This is a genomic window from Pseudomonas sp. S1_G07 (assembly GCF_054668565.1).
Genome location: NZ_CP162778.1, coordinates 5,399,373 through 5,419,412 on the forward strand (window position 1 = coordinate 5,399,373; position 20,040 = coordinate 5,419,412).

A 20,040-nucleotide genomic window follows, 5' to 3' on the forward strand; every position below is an offset into this window, starting at 1 on the left:
TGTGACCACGCCCACCGATAAAACATTCACAGGGTCTCGGTAAGTTTTCGCACTGTCATAACGATAGCGAGTTCAAGGCTATACCTTAATACGCGGCAAAGCCGAGCCGATTAGCATTTTTTTAAGCCCATATACCCCTGCCCGTCGGCCCGAGGATGGCCGCTGCCCCTCAAGCCTGATAAAATCGCGCGCCTTCGCAGACCGTCAACGGCTGGGGCTTTTACCAAAAGTGCCTGCCCGCTCGGTCGTTACCCAGAAATCCCCCCTAAAGGCCTGGATCATGAGCAAGCAACCCTCCCTGAGCTACAAGGACGCCGGTGTAGACATCGACGCCGGTGAAGCATTGGTCGAACGCATCAAGAGCGTCGCCAAGCGCACTGCGCGCCCCGAAGTCATGGGCGGCCTGGGCGGTTTTGGTGCCCTCTGCGAAATCCCGGCCGGCTACAAACAGCCTGTGCTGGTCTCCGGCACCGACGGCGTGGGCACCAAGCTACGCCTGGCGCTGAACCTGAACAAGCACGACAGCATTGGCATCGACCTGGTTGCGATGTGCGTCAACGACCTGGTGGTCTGCGGCGCCGAGCCGTTGTTCTTCCTGGACTACTACGCCACCGGCAAGCTCAACGTCGAGACCGCCACCCAGGTCGTGACCGGCATTGGCGCCGGCTGCGAATTGTCGGGTTGCTCCCTGGTCGGCGGCGAAACCGCTGAAATGCCGGGCATGTACGAAGGCGAAGACTATGACCTGGCCGGTTTCTGCGTCGGTGTCGTAGAAAAAGCCGAGATCATCGACGGTTCCAAAGTGGCAGCCGGTGACGCCTTGCTCGCCCTGCCATCGTCCGGCCCGCACTCCAACGGCTACTCGCTGATCCGCAAGATCATCGAAGTGTCCGGTGCCGACATCGAGAACATCCAGCTCGACGGCAAGCCACTGACCGACCTGCTGATGGCCCCGACCCGCATCTACGTCAAGCCACTGCTCAAGCTGATCAAGGACACTGGCGCGGTCAAGGCCATGGCCCACATCACCGGTGGCGGCCTGCTGGACAACATCCCGCGCGTCCTGCCAAAAGGCGCCCAGGCGATTGTCGACGTGGCCAGCTGGCAGCGTCCTGCGGTCTTCGACTGGCTGCAAGAGAAAGGCAACGTCAACGAAACCGAAATGCACCGCGTGCTGAACTGCGGCGTGGGCATGGTCATCTGCGTGGCGCAAGAACACGTTGAAACCGCGCTGAACGTTTTGCGTGAGGCTGGCGAGCAGCCTTGGGTCATCGGTCAGATCGCCAACGCGCCAGAAGGCGCGGCCCAGGTTGAACTGAAGAACCTCAAGGCTCACTGATGCCTCAGACCTGTGATGTCGTGGTGCTGCTCTCCGGCACCGGCAGCAACTTGCAGGCCCTGATCGACAGCACGCTGACCTGCGACAGCCCGGTGCGCATTGCTGCGGTGATCTCCAACCGCAGCGACGCCTACGGCCTGCAACGTGCCAGCGATGCGGGTATCGAAACCCGTTCGCTGGATCACAAGGCGTTCGAAGGCCGCGAGGCCTTCGATGCCGCCTTGATCGAACTGATCGACGCGTTCAACCCCAAACTCGTGGTACTGGCCGGTTTCATGCGCATTCTCAGCGCTGACTTCGTACGCCACTACACCGGGCGCCTGCTCAATATCCACCCTTCCCTGCTGCCCAAATACAAAGGCATGCACACGCACCAACGCGCGCTTGATGCGGGCGACAGCGAGCATGGCTGCAGCGTGCACTTCGTCACCGAGGAACTCGATGGCGGGCCTCTGGTCGTACAGGCAGTGGTTCCGGTAGAGTCTGACGACTCGGCGCAGACGCTTGCGCAACGGGTTCATACCCAAGAACACAGGATTTACCCGCTGGCTGTGCGCTGGTTTGCCGAGGGCCGGTTGATTCTGGGCGACCAGGGTGCATTATTGGACGGTCAATTACTCGCGGCCAGCGGCCACTTGATTCGAACCTAGGAGATTTTATGCGTCGCGCCTTGCTCTTCGCTTTTGCTCTGTTTGCCTTGCCTGCCGTGCAAGCGGCAGACCTTCACCCCTTCTCCGTCAGCTACACCGCCGACTGGAAACAGTTGCCCATGAGTGGTTCGGCTGAACGCAGCCTGACCAAGAATGGCGACGGCACCTGGACCTTGAATTTCAAGGCGTCCATGATGATCGCCAGCCTGACCGAAACCAGCGTGATCCTGTTTGACAAGGACACCCTGCAACCCAAGAGCTATACCTTCGAACGCGGCGGCCTGGGCAAGGCCAAGAAGATCAACCTCGACTTCGACCAGAGCGCCAAGAAAGTCACCGGGTTTGAAAACAAGGATGCGGTCAACGTGCCCCTGCAAAGCGGCATGCTCGACAAGTCGACCTACCAATTGGCGCTGCAGCGCGACGTGGCGGCCGGCAAGAAGAGCATGAGCTACAACGTGGTTGAAGGCACTGACGTCGATATCTACGACTTCCGCGTGATCGGTCCTGATAAGGTGCAGACCAAGGTCGGCTCCATCGATGCGATCAAGGTCGAGCGCGTGCGTGATCCAACCCAAAGCAAGCGCATCACCGAGATGTGGTTTGCCAAGGACCAGGGCGGCATCCTGGTCGCATTGCGTCAGGTAGAAACCGACGGCAAGGAATACAACATCATGTTGCAAGACGGTACCGTTGACGGCAAGCCTGTCAAAGGCAGCTGATGCACGGATGAGCTGAACAAGAGCCTCGCTGAATGCGGGGCTTTTTTTCGTCTGGTGGTTCTGTGTTCAAGCTTCTGCCGCCTTCGCGGGCAAGCCCGCTCCCACATTTGAGTCGTGCTCCCAATGTGGGGCGATAGCAGGGTCAATACCGTGATAACGCCTGATTTGAACATGAAACCTTTGTCATAAAACTCGCCCCCTTGCAACGCAATGCCGCGGTTTTCGGGGCTTGCAGCATTGTTGCATTTTCTGCAATGAACCGTTGCACGCAGAACCCGTTTACGTAGCAAGCTAACAAAACATATAACAAAGGCCTGCGACGACTTGCCGCAGATCCACCAGAGATTGGAGCAAGCAGATGACTGTAAAAGTAACTGAACGCGACGATGCACACATGTCCCACGAAGCTTTGGGCCATGGGATTCATATCTGGGACGTACACCAACAAGACCTGCTGGTCGGCATGTTCCACAATGAGAGCGATGCCCATAGTTATAAAAACGAGCTGGAAACCCTCGAACAGCAACGCCAGGCACAAAGCTCCTGAATATTCGTAGGATTCAGGCACCGAGCCCACCATGGAGCACGGTATCTGAAGATACAAACCCCGCCTTTTGAGCGGGGTTTGTTGGTTTTCGGGGCGTAGAAAAAGGGCTTCTAACGCCTTACCACATCAGGTCATCAGGGATCTGGTAGGCCGCATACGGATCGTCCTCATCCGGTACCTGGCTTTCCGTCAGGATATTGAGCTGCACAATACGCTCCGGTGCGCGCTCCTGGATCTTCAGCGCCGCTTCACGCGGGATCACCTCATAACCGCCACCGTGGTGCACGATCGCCAGGGAGCCGTTGCTCAGCTTGTTGCGCATCAGCGTGTTGACCGACAGGCGCTTGACCTTCTTGTCATCCACGAAATTGTAGTAGTCCTCGGTGGTCAGCTTGGGCAGGCGCGAGGTTTCGATCAGTTGCTTGACCTGGGCGGTACGGGCCTTGGCCTCGGCTTTTTCCTGCTGCTGGCGGTTCAGTTCCTGGTCGCGCTTGACCTTCTCGGCTTTCGCCTCGGCGGCCAGGCGTGCCTGGGTATCATCCGCCTCGATCTGGCCCTTATGGACCAGGCGCTGCTGTTTCTGTTTCTCTTTGCCGACCTGCTTGGCCTGCTTTTGGTTGACCAGACCTGCTTTGAGCAACTGGTCGCGAAGGGAAAGGCTCATGGTGCTTACTCACTTAGGCAACTGCTCAACCGCAGCTGGACACATTCTTTTCCTGGCGTTTGGCTTCACCCCATAGGGCGTCCAACTCTTCGAGGGTGCAATCTTCCATGGGACGCTGGGTGTCGCGCAATGCCTGTTCGATAAATCGGAAGCGTCGTTCGAACTTGGCATTGGCGCCACGCAGCGCGGTTTCCGGGTCGACCTTGAGGTGACGAGCCAGGTTGACCGCCGCGAACAGCAGGTCGCCGACTTCATCGGCGATGGCCACCGCATCGTTATCGGCCATGGCTTCGAGCACTTCATCCAGCTCTTCGCGCACGTTATCCACCACCGGCAAGGCCGACGGCCAGTCGAAACCGACCTGGCTGGCGCGTTTTTGCAATTTGGCAGCACGGGACAACGACGGCAAAGCGGTGGGCACATCATCGAGCAGGGAGAGTTGCTGCGGCGCGTCGGATTTCTGCGCACGCTCCTCGGCCTTGATCTGTTCCCAGCGCTCTTTGACTTGCTCTTCGCTCAACTGCGGGACATCCAGCGGTGCGTACAGATCGCCGGTTGGGAACACATGGGGATGGCGCCGGATCAGCTTGCGCGTGATGCTGTCGATCACCCCGGCAAATTCAAAGCGCCCTTCTTCGCGCGCCAGCTGGCTGTAATACACCACCTGGAACAGCAGGTCGCCCAGTTCACCTTGCAGGTGCTCGAAGTCGCCGCGCTCGATGGCATCGGCGACTTCGTAGGCTTCTTCCAGGGTGTGCGGGACAATGGTCGCGTAGGTCTGCTTGATGTCCCACGGGCACCCGTATTGCGGGTCCCGCAGGCGATTCATCAGGTGCAGCAGGTCTTCAAGCGAATACATCATGGTGTGCGATTACGCCGTGTCTCGATGATGTTCGGCAACTGGGAAATGCGCCCCAGCAACCGCCCCAATGCGTCCAGCCCCGGGATCTCGATGGTCAAGGACATTAACGCGGTGTTGTCCTCTTTGTTCGAGCGGGTGTTGACCGCCAGCACGTTGATCCGCTCATTGAGCAGCACCTGCGACACGTCACGCAACAAGCCGGAACGGTCGTAGGCACGGATGATGATGTCCACCGGGTAGGTGAGCACCGGCACCGGCCCCCAACTGACCTGGATGATCCGCTCCGGCTCGCGCCCGCCCAGTTGCAGCACCGAGGCACAGTCCTGGCGGTGAATGCTCACGCCACGGCCCTGGGTGATGTAGCCAACGATCGCGTCGCCCGGCAGCGGCTGGCAGCACCCGGCGATTTGCGTCAGCAGGTTACCCACGCCCTGGATCTGGATATCGCCGCGCTTGCCGGGCTTGTAGCCGGTGGCTTTGCGCGGGATCAGTTCCAGTTGTTCGTTGCCGCGCTCCGGCTCGACCAGTTGCTGGGCCAGGTTGACCAGTTGCGCCAGGCGCAGGTCGCCGGCACCGAGGGCGGCGAACATGTCTTCGGCGATCTTCATATTGGCCTTTTCGGCCAGCTTGTCGAAGTCCACCTGAGGCAGGCCCAGGCGCGCCAGTTCTCGTTCGAGCAGGGTCTTGCCGGCAGCGACGTTCTGGTCGCGCGCCTGCAACTTGAACCAGTGCACGATCTTGGCCCGCGCCCGCGAGGTGGTGATGTAGCCAAGGTTCGGGTTCAGCCAGTCGCGGCTTGGCGTGCCGTGTTTGCTGGTGATGATCTCGACCTGTTCGCCGGTTTGCAGGCTGTAGTTGAGCGGCACGATGCGCCCGTTGATCTTGGCGCCCCGGCAGTTATGGCCGATCTCGGTGTGCACGCGGTAGGCGAAGTCCAGCGGCGTGGCGCCCTTGGGCAGGTCGATGGCGTGGCCGTCGGGGGTGAAGATGTAGACTCGGTCCGGCTCGATATCCACCCGCAGTTGTTCGGCCAGGCCGCCGATGTCGCCGAGTTCTTCGTGCCATTCCAGCACTTGGCGCAACCAGGAGATTTTCTCCTCGTACTGGTTGGACCCGGCCTTGACGTCGGTGCCTTTGTAGCGCCAGTGCGCGCACACGCCCAGTTCCGCCTCTTCGTGCATGGCGTGGGTGCGGATCTGCACTTCCAGCACCTTGCCCTCGGGGCCGATCACCGCGGTGTGCAGCGAGCGATAGCCGTTTTCCTTGGGGTTGGCGATGTAGTCGTCGAACTCCTTGGGAATGTGCCGCCACAGGGTGTGCACGATGCCCAGCGCGGTGTAGCAGTCGCGCATTTCCGGCACCAGCACGCGCACCGCACGCACATCGTAGATCTGGCTGAACGCCAGGCCCTTGCGCTGCATTTTGCGCCAGATGGAATAGATATGCTTGGCGCGGCCGCTGATGTCGGCATCGACGCCGGTAGCTTGCAACTCGGCGCGCAACTGGCCCATCACATCGGTGATAAAGCGCTCGCGGTCGAGCCGGCGCTCATGCAGCAGCGTGGCAATCTGTTTGTATTGATCGGGTTCGAGGTAGCGAAAGGACAAGTCCTCCAGCTCCCACTTGATATGGCCGATACCCAGGCGGTGCGCCAGGGGCGCATAGATGTCGAAGACTTCGCGGGCGACGCGGTTACGTTTTTCGTCGTCGGCGGTCTTGACCGCGCGGATCGCGCAGGTGCGCTCGGCCAGCTTGATCAGCGCGACGCGTACGTCGTCGACCATCGCCACCAGCATCTTGCGCAGGTTTTCCACCTGGCCCTGGGTGCCCAGCACCATGGACTGGCGCGGGCTGAGGCTGGCGCTGATGGCGGCCATGCGCAGCACGCCGTCGATCAGCTTGGCTACCACGGAGCCGAAGCGCTGGCCAACGGTGGCCAACGGGATATGCCCTTCGCGCACGCCGCGATAGAGCACGGCGGCGATCAGTGAATCCTGGTCCAGCTTGAGATCGGCGAGAATCTCGGCGATCTCAAGGCCCGTGCGAAAGCTGGAAGTGCCTTCGGCCCACAGGTTCTTGGCCGCATTGTCTTGCTGCTCAGACTCACGAGCGAACTCGCAGGCTGCTTTCAAGGCTTCACGGTCCAGTGCCGGGTCGACACTGATGGCATGATCCAGCCATGCCTCGAGATTGATACTGCCGTCGGTGTTGATCGGCTGGTGTGCTCTCACCTGTACCATCTTGCTTACCTTCCCTACGACGCACCTTCGATGCGCCAAAATCATCGCCGACCTTTTTACTGCGAGCTCCGTGGCAGGTCATAGGCCTTGGAGAACGCAGGCCAGTCGGATTAAACGGGCATCCTAGCCCGCTTCAAATAACGCCATGGCCTCGACATGCGCTGTCTGCGGAAACATGTCGAGGATCCCGGCCCGTTTTAGCCGGTAGCCTTGCTTGACCAACTCAACCGTGTCCCGCGCCAGCGTGGCCGGGTTGCAGGACACATACACCAGGCGCTTGGCCCCCAGAGTGGCGAGCTTGCGCACCACCTCATGGGCACCCTCGCGGGGTGGGTCCAAGAGTACCGCAGAAAAGCCCTGTTTGGCCCATTCCGCGTCAGTCAAAGGCTGAGACAAATCGGCCTGAAAAAACTGCACATTATGCAAATTATTGCTGACGGCATTGTGCGCCGCCCGGTCCACCATGGTCTGTACGCCCTCCACCGCCACCACTTCGCGCGCCTGGCGAGCCAGTGGCAGGGCAAAGTTGCCCAGCCCGCAAAACAGGTCCAGCACTCGCTCATCGGGCTGCGGCGCCAGCCATTCCAGGGCCTGGGCAACCATCGCCTGGTTGACCCCGGCGTTGACCTGCACAAAATCTCCTGGCCGGTACGCCAGTTCCAGATCCCATGCATCCAGGCGAAAACCCAGGGCCTGATCGGGCGCCACGGGCTCCGGCCGTCCCTCGCCCTGCAACCACAACTGGGCTTCATGGAAGGCGCAGAATTCCGTCAATACGTGCAGGTCCGCGTCGGACAGCGGCGCCATATGCCGTAGCAGCACGGCGATGGAGGTGCCACTGAACAGTTCCACATGCCCCAACGCCTGAGGTTTGCTCAAGCGTCGCAACATAGTCGGCAGACGCTGCATGATCGGTTGCAAGGCCTGTACCAGCACGGGGCAATCGTCGATGGCGACGATGTCCTGGCTGGACACGGCGCGAAAGCCGACCTCAAGATGCTTGGCCTTGGCGTCCCACCGCACGGCAATGCGGGCGCGACGCCGATAACCGAACTCCGGCCCGCTCAGCGGTGCCGCCCACTCCTGCGGCTCGATACCGGCCACACGGGACAGTTGCTCGGCGAGCATGCGCTGTTTCAGGGCGAGTTGTTCGTCATGGGGCAAGTGCTGCACGCTGCAACCGCCACAGCGGCCGACGTGCGCGCACGGTGCCGGGCGGCGCAACGGGCTGGCCTTGAACACCCGCTCGGTGCGCGCCTCGACTACTTTGCCATGGGCCCCCAGCACCCGCGCTTCGACTTCTTCGCCAGCCAAGGCGCCGTTGACGAACCAGGTACGGCCTTCAAAAAACACGATGCCACGGCCGTCGTTAGCCAGGCGCTCGATGGTCAGGCGCTGTTTCTTGCCTACTGGAATCTGCGGGGCCCGGCTGCCGCCCGTCGGTTGGAAGCGCAGGCCTCTCTCGTGCTTGGCCATCAGTTGGGTTCGTCGAAAATGCCGGTCGACAGGTAACGGTCGCCTCGGTCACAGATGATCGCGACGATCACCGCGTTTTCCACTTCCTTGGACAAACGCAACATACCCGCCACGGCACCGCCGGAGGAGACGCCGCAGAAGATGCCTTCTTCACGGGCCAGGCGGCGCGTGGTGTCTTCGGCCTCACGCTGGGCCATGTCGATGATGCGATCCACGCGCGTAGCGTTGTAGATCTTCGGCAAATACTCTTCGGGCCAGCGGCGAATACCTGGGATGGCCGCGCCTTCCATCGGTTGCAGGCCGACGATCTGGATCGCCGGGTTCTGCTCCTTGAGGTAGCGCGAGTTGCCCATGATGGTGCCCGTGGTGCCCATGGAGCTGACGAAATGGGTGATGGTGCCCTGGGTCTGGCGCCAGATTTCCGGGCCGGTGGTGGTGTAGTGCGCCTCGGGGTTATCGCCGTTGGCAAACTGGTCCAGCACCTGGCCACGGCCTTCGGCGGCCATGCGCTCGGCGAGGTCGCGGGCGCCCTCCATGCCTTCTTCCTGGGTCACCAGCACCAGTTCGGCGCCATAGGCGGTCATCGCCGCCTTGCGCTCGGCGCTGCCGTTGTCGGGCATGATCAGCACCATCTTGTAACCCTTGATCGCCGCGGCCATGGCCAGGGCGATCCCGGTGTTACCCGAGGTGGCTTCGATCAGGGTGTCGCCGGGCTTGATCTGCCCGCGCAACTCGGCGCGGGTGATCATCGACAACGCCGGACGGTCTTTTACCGAACCGGCCGGGTTGTTCCCTTCGAGCTTGAGCAACAGGGTATTGCTGGTCTCACCCGCCATGCGTTGCAAGCGGACCAGGGGCGTGTTGCCGACGCAGTCGGCGATTGTAGGGTACTGCAGGGTCATGGCGTATTCGCAATCCAGACTGCGGGGCGAACATCATACCGGGAAAGGTCGGCGGGCCATATCACGCAAAGTACGGTACTTATGGCTTAAAGGAATAAGCAGCATTTAGGTCACGTTGCCATGGTTGCGTTGAAACACCTCCTCCCCCATCGCGGCAATCTGGCCTTCAATCAGCGCGTCGAAGGGATTAAGCAACCGCTCAAACGAGGCCGGGGCTTCCAGCACCTGCAGCGCCTGCACAATGGCCTCCAGCGTCGACAGGGCTCCAGGGGCCGGTGCCTTGCGCAGCCGGTAGCGCGAGACACCGCCGTCGGCCAAGGTCACCCGTGGTAACGCCGCCAGCAGCGGATTGAGGTGCAACAGTTTGCGCGCCTTGCGCCAGGTGCCATCGGGCACCACCAATAACAATGGCTGGTCGTCGGACACATAGGCTTGCAGTGGCTGGGCGTCGTCAGCCGGAAACAGCAGCCGCGCCTGATAGCCAGGCGGATTCAATAACGTGGCCAGGTCATCGAACACCTCACCCACCAGCAACTGCGCATTGTTCAGCCCCAACGCCGCCAACCGCGCGGTATTAAGGGCATGGTTGACCTCGCTCGGGTGCTGCAACAGCAACACGCGGGTGCGGCTGTCGAGGCTGGGGATCAGCGCGCACAGGCAATGGGTGGCGGGCCTGAGACAGCGGGAGCATTGGGGTCTGGACATGGTTTTCAGGCCTGGTTGAGCTGGGCTTTGAGTAAGTCGCGGAAGGTCTGGATCAGCGGTTCGCGGCTGCGGCCCCGGCGCATGATCATCGAGAATGGCGCCTGGTAGCCGAAGGTCGCCGGCAGCAACACGCGCAGGTCGCCCTTGTCGGCCCAGGCCTGGGCGTAGTGCTCCGGGAGGTAGCCGACATAGGCACCGGACAGCACCAGGATCAGCTGTGCCTCCATGCTTTCCACCGTGGCGGCGCTGTGCTTGAAACCATGGCGCGCCAGCTCGGCCTGGCTCCAGTAGCCGCGCCCGACCATGCGTTGCTGGGTGATCACTTGTTCAGGGATGCGCCGCTCGTTGAACAGCGGGTGGCGACTGCTGCAATACAACCAGTGCTGTTCGCGGTACAGCGGCATGTAGATCAGGCCGCTCATGCGATTGGAAAAGGCACCGATGGCCAGGTCCAGGCGGTTGTCCTGTACGCCGAGTTGCAGTTCGTAGGGGCTCATCACCGACAAATGCAAGTGTACCGCCGGGTGTTCCAGGCTGTAGGCGCCGATCACTTCGGCGAACGGCAAGGCCTTGTCACTGACGGTGGAATCGAGCACGCCCAGCTTGAGCGTACCGCGCAGCTCGCCCTTGAGCGCGGCGGCGTATTGCTCGAAGCCCTCCAGCTCAGCGAGCAGGCGCAGGGTTTCCTGATGGAACAACTCCCCCTTGCTGGTCAGGCTGAAACCACCCCGGCCGCGATGGCACAGCACCAGGCCCAACGCCGACTCCAGCTGGCTCATATAGGTGCTGATCGCCGAGGTGGACAGGTTGAGTTCGTGCTGGGCGTTGGCGAACCCTTGGTGGCGCACGACGCTGACGAAGATGCGCAGGAGTTTCAGGTCGGGCAAGGCGTTGGCCATGGTCGGCTCCGGGTGTTGATCCGAGCAGTCTACCCGCCTGCATTAGTTTAGAAAATTCTGAACTAAGTATTTGCCCCTGCCGATTCTTCCCGTTCTTCGCTTTTCGCAGAATCGGCCCCTGATAAACACAACGATGAGGCACTCCCGTGGACAAGATTTACCACCAACCACTGGGCGGCAACGAAATGCCGCGCTTCGCCGGCATCGCCACCATGATGCGCCTTCCCCACTTGCAATCGGCCAAGGGGCTGGACGCCGCCTTCATCGGCGTGCCCCTGGACATCGGCACCTCGCTGCGCGCCGGCACCCGCTTCGGGCCACGTGAAATCCGCGCCGAGTCGGTGATGATCCGCCCGTACAACATGGCCACCGGCGCCGCGCCGTTCGACTCGCTGTCGGTGGCCGACATCGGCGACGTGGCAATCAACACCTTCAACCTGCTGGACGCCGTGCGCATCATCGAACAAGCCTACGACGAAATCCTCGAGCACGGTGTGATCCCCATGACCCTGGGGGGCGACCACACTATCACCCTGCCGATCCTGCGGGCGATCCACAAGAAACACGGCAAGGTCGGGCTGGTGCACATCGATGCCCACGCCGACGTCAACGACCATATGTTCGGCGAGAAAATCGCCCACGGCACCACCTTCCGCCGCGCCGTGGAAGAGGGTTTGCTCGACTGCGACCGCGTGGTGCAGATCGGCCTGCGGGCCCAGGGCTACACCGCCGAAGACTTCAACTGGAGCCGCAAACAGGGCTTTCGTGTGGTCCAGGCCGAAGAATGCTGGCATCACTCCCTCGCACCGCTGATGGCCGAAGTGCGGGAAAAAGTCGGCGGCGGCCCGGTGTACCTCAGCTTTGATATCGATGGTATCGACCCGGCCTGGGCGCCCGGCACCGGCACCCCGGAAATCGGCGGGCTGACCACTATCCAGGCGATCGAGATCATCCGTGGCTGCCAGGGCCTCGACTTGATTGGTTGCGATCTGGTGGAAGTTTCGCCGCCCTACGACACCACCGGCAACACCTCGCTGCTCGGCGCCAACCTGCTGTACGAGATGCTCTGCGTACTGCCCGGCGTGGCGCACCGCTGATGAGCGCCCATGAGGTGTTGAAGGCCGCCGCCGACCTGGTGGCCGCCTTCGCCTGCAATGACCGCGCCGCCTACTTCGACGCGTTCACGGCCGATGCCAGCTTCGTGTTCTACACCCTCCCCCAGCCGCTGCTGAGTCGCGATGCCTACCAGGCGTTGTGGGACGGCTGGCGCCGGGACGAGGGCTTTGAGGTGCTGTCCTGCACCTCAAGCAACGCCGTGGTCAGCCTGCACGGTGACATGGCGATTTTCATGCATGACGTGGCCACCGAGCTGCGCATGAACGGAGAGTCATTTTCTAGCCAGGAACGCGAAACCATTGTCTTCACACGGCAAGGCTCTCGCACAGAACAACAAGGCCTATGGCTGGCCTGTCACGAACATTTGTCCGCTATGCCGGAAGGGCTGCCGCCCCCTTAGCCAATGTGATCGGAGCTGATCATGAATAATAAAAACAACGATAAAAGTATTCGCAAAATAGAAACCAACGGGGTCGAACAGATCCCGGACCACGAACGCACCGCCAGCCCCAAGGACCTGTTCCGCCTGATCTTCGGCGGTGCCAACACCTTTGCCACCGCCGTGCTGGGCTCGTTCCCGGTGCTGTTCGGCTTGTCGTTCCAGGCCGGTGTCTGGGCGATCGTGCTGGGCGTGCTGGTGGGTGCGCTGTTCCTGGCGCCGATGGGCCTGTTCGGGCCGATCAATGGCACCAACAACGCCGTGTCTTCCGGTGCGCACTTCGGCGTGCATGGGCGGATTGTCGGCTCGTTTCTGTCATTGCTGACAGCGATTGCCTTCTTCTCACTGTCAGTGTGGAGTTCGGGCGATGCGCTAATCGGCGGTGCGAAACGGCTGATCGGCTTGCCGGAAACCGACCTGACCCTGGGCCTGGCCTACGGCGTATTCGCCCTGCTGGTACTGACGGTGTGCATCTACGGCTTTCGTTTCATGCTGTGGGTCAACCGCATTGCGGTATGGGCGGCGAGCCTGCTGTTCCTGCTGGGAATCTTCGCCTTCGCACCGGCTTTCGACAGCCACTTCGCGGGCAGCGTGGCCCTCGGCCAGAGCGGCTTCTGGGCGGCGTTTATCGGCGCGGCGCTGGTGGCCATGAGCAATCCGATTTCCTTCGGCGCGTTCCTCGGTGACTGGTCGCGCTATATCCCGCGTGAAACGCCGAAAGTGCGCATCATGCTGGCCGTGGTTGCGGCACAAATCGCCACGTTGATCCCATTCCTGTTCGGCCTGGCCACCGCGACCATCGTGGCGATCAAGGCGCCGGACTACATCACGGCCAACAACTACGTCGGCGGTCTGCTGGCGGTGGCGCCCACCTGGTTCTTCCTGCCGGTGTGCCTGATCGCGGTGATCGGCGGCATGTCCACCGGCACCACCGCGCTGTATGGCACCGGACTGGACATGTCCAGCGTGTTCCCGCGCCTGCTGTCGCGGGTCAAGGCCACGCTACTGATCGGGGTGATGTCGATTGCCTTCATCTTCATCGGACGTTTCGCCGCCAACCTGGTGCAGAGCGTGTCGACCTTTGCCGTGCTGATCATCACCTGCACCACGCCATGGATGGTGATGATGATCATCGGCCTGATCGTGCGCCGAGGGTTCTACTGCCCGGATGATTTGCAGGTGTTCACTCGCGGTGAAACCGGCGGGCGCTACTGGTTCAGCCATGGCTGGAACTGGCGCGGGCTTGGGGCGTGGATCCCGAGCGCGCTGGTGGGCCTGTGCTTCGTCAACTTGCCGGGGCAGTTTGTCGGCCCGCTGGGCAACCTGGCCGCCGGCATCGATATCAGCCTGCCAGTAACACTGGGGCTGGCCTCGGTGGTGTACCTGAGCTTGCTTCGCATGTTCCCGGAACCGGCTTCGGTTTATGGCCCCAAAGGGCTGCCTCGCAACCCAACGGGACGGTGCGACGATTCGACAAGCGCCCCTGCCACCACAAGCTCGCCTGCCGGCTAAATCAATAATCGGAGACCTGCCGTCATGGCTTTGGATTTATTCGTCGTACTCCTCTACGCCGCCGGCATGCTCGTGCTCGGCTATTACGGCATGCGCCGCGCCAAGACCCACGAAGACTACCTGGTGGCCGGCCGCAACCTGGGCCCGTCGCTGTACATGGGCACCATGGCCGCCACGGTATTGGGCGGTGCCTCCACCGTGGGCACCGTGCGCCTGGGTTATGTGCATGGCATCTCCGGCTTCTGGCTGTGCGCCGCGCTGGGGGCAGGAATCATCGCCCTGAACCTGTTCCTGGCCAAGCCGCTGCTCAAATTGAAGATATTCACCGTCACCCAGGTCCTGGAAAAGCGCTACAACCCCATGGCCCGCCAGGCCAGTGCGGTGATCATGCTGGCCTACGCGCTGATGATCGCCGTGACCTCGATCCTGGCCATCGGCACCGTGCTGCAAGTGCTGTTCGGCCTGCCGTTCTGGGTCTCGGTGCTGCTCGGCGGTGGTGTGGTGGTGGCCTACTCGACCATCGGCGGCATGTGGTCACTGACCCTTACAGACATCGTGCAATTCGTGATCAAGACCGTCGGCCTGATGTTTATCCTGCTGCCGATCTGCCTGTACCGCGTCGGCGGCTGGGATGAACTGGTGGCCAAGCTGCCAGCGTCGAGCTTCAGCTTCACCGCGATCGGCTGGGACACGATCATCACCTACTTCATGATTTACTTCTTCGGCATCCTGATCGGCCAGGACATCTGGCAACGGGTGTTCACCGCCCGCGACGAGAAGGTCGCCCGGTACGCAGGTACGTTCGCCGGTTTCTACTGCATCCTCTATGGCCTGGCCTGTGCCTTGATCGGCATGGCGGCCCATGTGCTGATTCCCGACCTGGACAACGTCAACAACGCCTTTGCCGCCATCGTCAAAGCCTCGCTGCCGGACGGCATTCGTGGCCTGGTGATTGCCGCTGCCCTGGCCGCGATGATGTCCACCGCCAGCGCCGGTTTGCTGGCCGCCTCCACTGTGCTGACCGAAGACCTGTTGCCGCGTTTGCGCGGTGGCAAGCAGTCGAACCTGAGCCTCAACCGCCTGTTCACGTTGCTGACTGGCACTGCCGTGCTGGGTATCGCCCTGGTGGTCAACGATGTGATCAGCGCGCTGACACTGGCCTATAACCTGTTGGTGGGCGGCATGCTGATCCCCTTGATCGGTGCGATTTTCTGGAAGCGTGCAACGACTTCGGGGGCAATCACCTCCATGATCCTGGGCTTTGTGACCGCGTTGGTGTTCATGTTCAAGGATGGGCTGGATGCAAACACACCGATCTACTACAGCCTGGCGGTGGGGCTGGTCAGTTTTGCAGGGGTGAGTTGGTTGTCGCGCCGGCCGGAGCAAGCGGCAGCTCGGGCGGTTTGATTCAGAGCGGTTTCTTCAGCGGGTGCGACGTCGGATGCCGTGCCCGTTTTTTTTGCCTTGCACAACACCCACCGCACTCAGCCTGCGGTTGGGTGAACGCCGCGCTCAAACACAGGGCTTGAGCGCAATCAGGCGCTATCTGCGACGTGGGCGGCGCTGCTCATCGTCCGTACGAATCGGCACAGGCTGCAGCGGTGGCTCAATCAAACCCAGCGCTACGCCGAGGTCATGGAGCCAGTTCTGGATTTTCTCTTTCATGATTGCCCCCTTTGAGGGTAGTACGGTTAGGCGGAATTCTGTCGCCTTTTCCTACACTGATAGTAGCCCTAAGTCCTACATATTGCTTGAACGAAACCACAACGAACTATTACTGAATTCATCCAAATGCTGACGCATCGATCAGGCGCTGGCGCGGGTATCTTTCACGATCGCCGCCCGGCCCTCTTGTTGCAGGTCGATCCACGCATTGAGGTTAGCGCCGAGCATACCCTTTCGCCACATCAGCCAGGTGGTCGCAGTAGCAAATGGCCCAGTCAACGGATGAACGGACACGCTGTCCTTGCCCGGAAGGGCGTCGAGCATCGATTCGGACATCAAGGCCACGCCTGAACCGGCGATCACACAGGCCAACATGCCTTGGTAGGACTCGATCTCAATCGCACGGCCCATGGCCACGCGCTCGTGGGAAAACCAGGTTTCCAGGCGTGCGCGGTAGGCACAACTGCGTCGGAACGTGAACACGGCGCGACCGGCAACGTCCTGGGGCCCGCGTACAGGCGGGTGGTCGGCTTCGCAGATCAGCACCAGGTTTTCTTCGCATAACTGCACGCCGTCCAGCGAGGCGATGGTCAGTGGGCCGTCCACCAGCGCCGCGTCCAAACGCCCGGTGATCAGCCCTTCCAGCAGCTCGCCACTGGGGGCCGACTGCACCTGCAAATTCACCATCGGGTAAGCCTTGTGATAACGCGCCAGCAGCTTCGGCAAATGCACCGCCGCCGTGCTGTACATGCTGCCCAACACGAAATCGCCGGCGGGTTGCCCGCCTTGCACCGCGCTGTGGGCTTCGTCGTGCAGCGCCAGCAGACGGGTGCAGTAGTCCAGCAACACCTTGCCTGCCGGAGACAGTTGCAAGCGCTGGCGTTCGCGCACGAACAGCTCCACGCCGAGCTGCTCTTCCATCTGCTTGAGCCGGGTCGACAGGTTTGATGGCACGCGGTGCAAGCGCTCGGCCGCACGGGTGATGGAGCCCTCTTGCGCCACGGCCTGGAAAATACGCAATTGACTGAACTCCATACCTTTCTCCAAAACTGAATAAGTTACTCACTATTATTCATTTTTACAGAAATTCAATCAGCTTTAGCCTGCAGGTCATTCGCCACCTTGCAGGACACCCACCATGTCACCCCTGATTCGTTTACTCGCCAGCTTTGTCGCCCTGATGATGGCCATGGGCATTGGCCGCTTCGCCCTCACCCCGCAAATGCCGCACTTGCTCAGTGAAGGACAGATCGACCTGACCGGCGCCGGGCTGATTGCCGCCGCCAATTACCTGGGCTACTTCGTGGGTGCAGTGGATTCGATTTTTGCCCGCAGCCATCACCATGTCCGGGGCCGCCTGTATGGTGGGCTATGGCTGTGTGTGCTGCTGACCCTGGCGTCGTACTGGGCCCACGGTTTCTGGTCGCATCTGTTGCTGCGCTTCGGCACCGGCGTGGCCAGTGCCTGGGTGCTGGTGATGGTCACCAGCCTGAGCCAGCCGCTGGCACTTGCCGCCGGGCGCCCACGCCTGGGGGCGCTGGTATTTGCCGGGCCGGGGCTGGGGATTCTGTTGACCGGGTTGCTGGCGTTGGGCGCCAACCTGTGGGGCCAAAGCTCTGCAACGCTGTGGCTGATCTACGGTGTGGTGGCACTGGTGATGCTGCTGGCAATCTTGCCTTTCTTGCCCCAGCCTTCCGCCGTCACCGCGCCTGCTGCCAGCCACGCCGACACGGCCAGCAACGGCAGCATCACCCACCTGTGCTGGATCTACGTGCTGTATGGCGTGGGCTACATCATTCCGGCGACGTTCCTGTCACAGATGGCCACCGCGCAGTTCCACGGGGCCTGGCAGGCCGACCTGTTCTGGCCATGCTTTGGTCTTGCGGCAGCGCTCGGTGTAGGCGTCGCAAGCCTGCGTCGCAAGGATCCGCACACCACCCGCCGCTGGTTGATGACCACGTTGTGGCTGCAGGCGGCCGGGGTGTTCGCCTGTTTGCTGGGGAATGGATGGGGTCTGGCGCTGGGGGTATTGCTGTGCGGTGGGTCGTTCCTGGCGTGCATGCAATTGGTGATGGCGCGCTTGCGTGAAGTCGCGCCCAACGGTTACCAGCGCAACACCGGGCTGCTCACCGCCAGTTTCGCCATTGGCCAACTGAGCGGGCCCTTGCTGGCATCGGCCAGCAGCCACTTGAGCGGCGGCCTGCAACCGGCGTTGCTGATCGCCGGCGCAGGGCTGTTAGTGGCGGGAGGGGTGGTGGTCAGCTCGCGGCCAACGGAGCCGGCGCGCGAACCTGCTCGCGCCGTGCCAGCATCAGGAAAAACAGCCCACCCAGGAAGCACCCGGTAAACCAGGCAAAGTTGGCCATGCCCTGCAACGCCGGGGTGAAGGTGATCGCGACGCCCACCAGGGTCGCGGGCACCAGTGCCTTGACGGCCGTCCAGTTCACGCCGCCGTCGAAGTAGTAGCGCCCGTTCGGGCTGTCGTCGAACAGGGCATCCACGTCGATCTTCTGTTTTTTGATCAGGTAGAAATCCACCAACAGAATGCCGAACAACGGCCCGATAAACGCCGCAAGAATGTCCAGGGTGTAGTGAATCATCAGCGGGTTGTTGAACAGGTTCCACGGTGTGATAAAGACCGAGGCCACGGCGGCAATCATGCCGCCGGCACGCCAGCTGATTTTGCTCGGCGCGACGTTGGCAAAGTCAAACGCAGGGGACACGAAGTTGGCGACAATGTTGATGCCAATGGTGGCAGTCACAAAAGCGAAGGCGCCCAGCAACACCGCCATGTTGTTGTCGATGCGTGAAACGGTGGCGATCGGGTCATGGAGCATTTCGCCAAACACCGGCAAGGTGCCCGAGACAATAACGACGGTAACCAGCGAGAACGCCAGGAAATTCACCGGCAGCCCCCAGAAATTGCCGCGTCGCACGTCCTGCATGCTGCGGCAGTAGCGGCTGAAATCACCGAAATTCAGCGTCGGCCCGGAAAAGTACGACACCACCAACGCCGTGGCCACTATCACTTGGCCGAACGCCTGCCAGCCCGACAGGGATTTTTCCGACAGAGTAAAGCTGATGTTCGCCCAACCGGCCTTCCACACAATCCAACCGGCCAACGCGAACATCACTGCGTACACCACCGGCCCGGCCCAATCGATAAAGCGTCGAATGGACTCCATGCCAGCCCAGAACACCGCGGCTTGCAACACCCACAAGCTAAGGAAACCAAACCAGCCCAGGTAGGACAGGCCCGCAAAATGCGGCTCTGCATACACCGCCATCTGTGGGAAAAAGCGCAACACCACAATGATCAAGGCACTCGACGCCAGGTAGGTCTGAATGCCGTACCAGGCCACGGCGATCAGCCCGCGAATCACCGCGGGGATATTCGCACCGAACACGCCAAACGCCAGCCGGCAGATCACCGGGTACGGTACGGCGGCCTGCTGGCTGGGCTTGGCCACCAGGTTGGCAATCAACTGCACGATGCAAATACCCGCGAGCAAGGCGATCAACACTTGCCAACTGGCCAGCCCCAGGGCGAACAAACTGGCGGCAAACACGTAGCCGCCAACGCTGTGCACGTCGCTCATCCAGAAAGCGAAAATGTTGTACCAGGTCCACTTTTGCGGCAGTGGGCCCAGGTCCTGGTTGTACAGACGCGGGCTGTAGCCTTTGGGCAATTGTTCGGTCATCGCTGGGCTCCTCGAAATACCGGCCTGCGCTCCCGCAACAGGATGCATACGGAAGGCGGCATGATTTGTATACGAGAAAGTCAGCAGAATACGTGCCAATGGCACACAATCCCTCTATAACGGGGTCGCAAAGGCGTTCAGGGCAACTGGGTAGCGGGGACAATGCTCAGCAACGGTGCAGCTCAATCCTGTACACAATCAACGGTGCACCCGTTGTGCACACAAGTAACCCAGCGTGCAGCACGCGGCGGTCAGCAAGGTCCCCCACGCCATGTCCATCACGGCCAAAACGGCGGGCCAACCTTGCAAAGTCGCCCAATTGCTCAGGTCATAGGTGCCGTAAGCCACCAGGCCGAGTAACGCCCCCATACGCGCCGCGCGCTGCCAGCTGGCGCTGGGCAAGACCACGAACACCAGGCAACCGACTGCATACAAGAGATAGAACAGCGCTGCGGGCAAAAGGCGTGGCTGATCGAGCATCAGCGGGCCCAACAGCGACGCGTAGGTCGGCCCCATGAGGACGCCAAGCCAAAGGCCGTCCAGCACCAGAAAGGCGAACAAGGTGCCGAGGTAGGCAAACAGGGTTTTGCGGGTCATGGAG

20 protein-coding genes are annotated in these 20,040 nt (G+C 61.6%); 9 read left to right on the plus strand and 11 right to left on the minus strand.

Annotation, left to right across the window (positions count from 1 at the left end; translation table 11 throughout):
• Positions 1 to 280 precede the first annotated feature (280 nt).
• From purM to AB4O05_RS24570, 4 genes are all read left to right on the plus strand, one after another.
• Complete coding sequence (purM, locus tag AB4O05_RS24555) at positions 281 to 1,339, plus strand: phosphoribosylformylglycinamidine cyclo-ligase (RefSeq protein ID WP_460134850.1); 1,059 nt, start codon at positions 281 to 283, stop codon at positions 1,337 to 1,339.
• Positions 1,339 to 1,989, plus strand: coding sequence for a phosphoribosylglycinamide formyltransferase (gene purN / locus AB4O05_RS24560; RefSeq protein ID WP_460134849.1), 651 nt, complete (start codon positions 1,339 to 1,341; stop codon positions 1,987 to 1,989). Before purM ends, purN begins: the two co-directional genes overlap by 1 nt.
• An 8-nt stretch (positions 1,990 to 1,997) precedes the next feature.
• Positions 1,998 to 2,711, plus strand: coding sequence for a DUF3108 domain-containing protein (locus AB4O05_RS24565; RefSeq protein ID WP_460134847.1), 714 nt, complete (start codon positions 1,998 to 2,000; stop codon positions 2,709 to 2,711).
• Between the two features lie 358 nt (positions 2,712 to 3,069).
• The gene (locus tag AB4O05_RS24570; RefSeq protein ID WP_460134846.1) at positions 3,070 to 3,258 is read left to right on the plus strand and encodes a hypothetical protein; all 189 of its coding nucleotides are present in this window, start codon (positions 3,070 to 3,072) and stop codon (positions 3,256 to 3,258) included.
• A gap of 118 nt (positions 3,259 to 3,376) precedes the next feature.
• On the opposite strand, the gene AB4O05_RS24575 is transcribed toward AB4O05_RS24570, so the two are convergent.
• The 7 genes from AB4O05_RS24575 to AB4O05_RS24605 all read right to left on the minus strand — a co-directional run bounded on the left by AB4O05_RS24575 (position 3,377) and on the right by AB4O05_RS24605 (position 11,006).
• A complete protein-coding gene (locus AB4O05_RS24575; RefSeq protein ID WP_460134845.1) occupies positions 3,377 to 3,922 on the minus strand; it encodes a DUF2058 domain-containing protein in 546 nt (181 codons plus the stop codon).
• A gap of 25 nt (positions 3,923 to 3,947) precedes the next feature.
• Positions 3,948 to 4,781 (minus strand): nucleoside triphosphate pyrophosphohydrolase, encoded by an 834-nt coding sequence (mazG, locus tag AB4O05_RS24580; protein ID WP_460137490.1) that lies wholly within the window; start codon positions 4,779 to 4,781, stop codon positions 3,948 to 3,950.
• Entirely contained in the window at positions 4,781 to 7,024 is a 2,244-nt protein-coding gene (gene relA, locus AB4O05_RS24585) for a GTP diphosphokinase (RefSeq protein WP_460134844.1), read from the minus strand. The genes mazG and relA overlap by 1 nt, the downstream gene beginning before the upstream one ends.
• Before the next feature lie 123 nt (positions 7,025 to 7,147).
• A complete protein-coding gene (rlmD, locus tag AB4O05_RS24590) occupies positions 7,148 to 8,500 on the minus strand; it encodes a 23S rRNA (uracil(1939)-C(5))-methyltransferase RlmD (RefSeq protein ID WP_460134842.1) in 1,353 nt (450 codons plus the stop codon).
• The gene (cysM, locus tag AB4O05_RS24595) at positions 8,500 to 9,402 is read right to left on the minus strand and encodes a cysteine synthase CysM (protein ID WP_015885254.1); all 903 of its coding nucleotides are present in this window, start codon (positions 9,400 to 9,402) and stop codon (positions 8,500 to 8,502) included. Before cysM ends, rlmD begins: the two co-directional genes overlap by 1 nt.
• A gap of 105 nt (positions 9,403 to 9,507) precedes the next feature.
• Positions 9,508 to 10,107 (minus strand): tRNA-uridine aminocarboxypropyltransferase, encoded by a 600-nt coding sequence (locus tag AB4O05_RS24600; RefSeq protein WP_460134841.1) that lies wholly within the window; start codon positions 10,105 to 10,107, stop codon positions 9,508 to 9,510.
• Between the two features lie 5 nt (positions 10,108 to 10,112).
• Positions 10,113 to 11,006, minus strand: a complete 894-nt coding sequence (locus AB4O05_RS24605) for a LysR family transcriptional regulator (RefSeq protein ID WP_460134840.1) — start codon at positions 11,004 to 11,006, stop codon at positions 10,113 to 10,115.
• Positions 11,007 to 11,152: 146 nt separating this feature from the next.
• Between AB4O05_RS24605 and speB the strand changes: the two genes are divergently transcribed.
• The 4 genes from speB to AB4O05_RS24625 are packed head-to-tail and all read left to right on the plus strand — an operon-like array spanning position 11,153 to position 15,480.
• The gene (gene speB / locus AB4O05_RS24610) at positions 11,153 to 12,103 is read left to right on the plus strand and encodes an agmatinase (protein WP_460134839.1); all 951 of its coding nucleotides are present in this window, start codon (positions 11,153 to 11,155) and stop codon (positions 12,101 to 12,103) included.
• Entirely contained in the window at positions 12,103 to 12,522 is a 420-nt protein-coding gene (locus tag AB4O05_RS24615; protein ID WP_460134838.1) for a YybH family protein, read from the plus strand. Before speB ends, AB4O05_RS24615 begins: the two co-directional genes overlap by 1 nt.
• A gap of 21 nt (positions 12,523 to 12,543) precedes the next feature.
• Complete coding sequence (locus AB4O05_RS24620) at positions 12,544 to 14,073, plus strand: purine-cytosine permease family protein (protein WP_460134837.1); 1,530 nt, start codon at positions 12,544 to 12,546, stop codon at positions 14,071 to 14,073.
• 24 nt (positions 14,074 to 14,097) lie between these two features.
• Positions 14,098 to 15,480: a sodium:solute symporter family protein gene (locus AB4O05_RS24625; RefSeq protein WP_460134836.1), complete on the plus strand. Its 1,383-nt coding sequence runs from the start codon at positions 14,098 to 14,100 to the stop codon at positions 15,478 to 15,480.
• Between the two features lie 135 nt (positions 15,481 to 15,615).
• Here AB4O05_RS24625 and AB4O05_RS24630 read toward each other — a convergent pair whose 3' ends face one another.
• Complete coding sequence (locus AB4O05_RS24630; protein ID WP_003193089.1) at positions 15,616 to 15,738, minus strand: PA1414 family protein; 123 nt, start codon at positions 15,736 to 15,738, stop codon at positions 15,616 to 15,618.
• Positions 15,739 to 15,879: 141 nt separating this feature from the next.
• Positions 15,880 to 16,773, minus strand: coding sequence for a putrescine utilization regulator PtrR (ptrR, locus tag AB4O05_RS24635; RefSeq protein WP_460134835.1), 894 nt, complete (start codon positions 16,771 to 16,773; stop codon positions 15,880 to 15,882).
• Between the two features lie 103 nt (positions 16,774 to 16,876).
• On the opposite strand from ptrR, the gene AB4O05_RS24640 reads away from it, so the two are divergent.
• Positions 16,877 to 18,085, plus strand: a complete 1,209-nt coding sequence (locus AB4O05_RS24640; RefSeq protein ID WP_460134834.1) for an MFS transporter — start codon at positions 16,877 to 16,879, stop codon at positions 18,083 to 18,085.
• On the opposite strand, the gene AB4O05_RS24645 is transcribed toward AB4O05_RS24640, so the two are convergent.
• Together AB4O05_RS24645 and AB4O05_RS24650 are read right to left on the minus strand one after the other, a co-directional pair.
• Positions 17,997 to 19,439 carry an NCS1 family nucleobase:cation symporter-1 gene (locus tag AB4O05_RS24645; protein ID WP_460134833.1) on the minus strand — a complete coding sequence of 481 codons (1,443 nt, stop codon included), beginning with the start codon at positions 19,437 to 19,439 and terminating at the stop codon, positions 17,997 to 17,999. The genes AB4O05_RS24640 and AB4O05_RS24645 overlap by 89 nt on opposite strands.
• A 198-nt stretch (positions 19,440 to 19,637) precedes the next feature.
• Positions 19,638 to 20,036, minus strand: a complete 399-nt coding sequence (locus tag AB4O05_RS24650) for a DUF2177 family protein (RefSeq protein ID WP_460134832.1) — start codon at positions 20,034 to 20,036, stop codon at positions 19,638 to 19,640.
• Positions 20,037 to 20,040 lie beyond the last annotated feature (4 nt).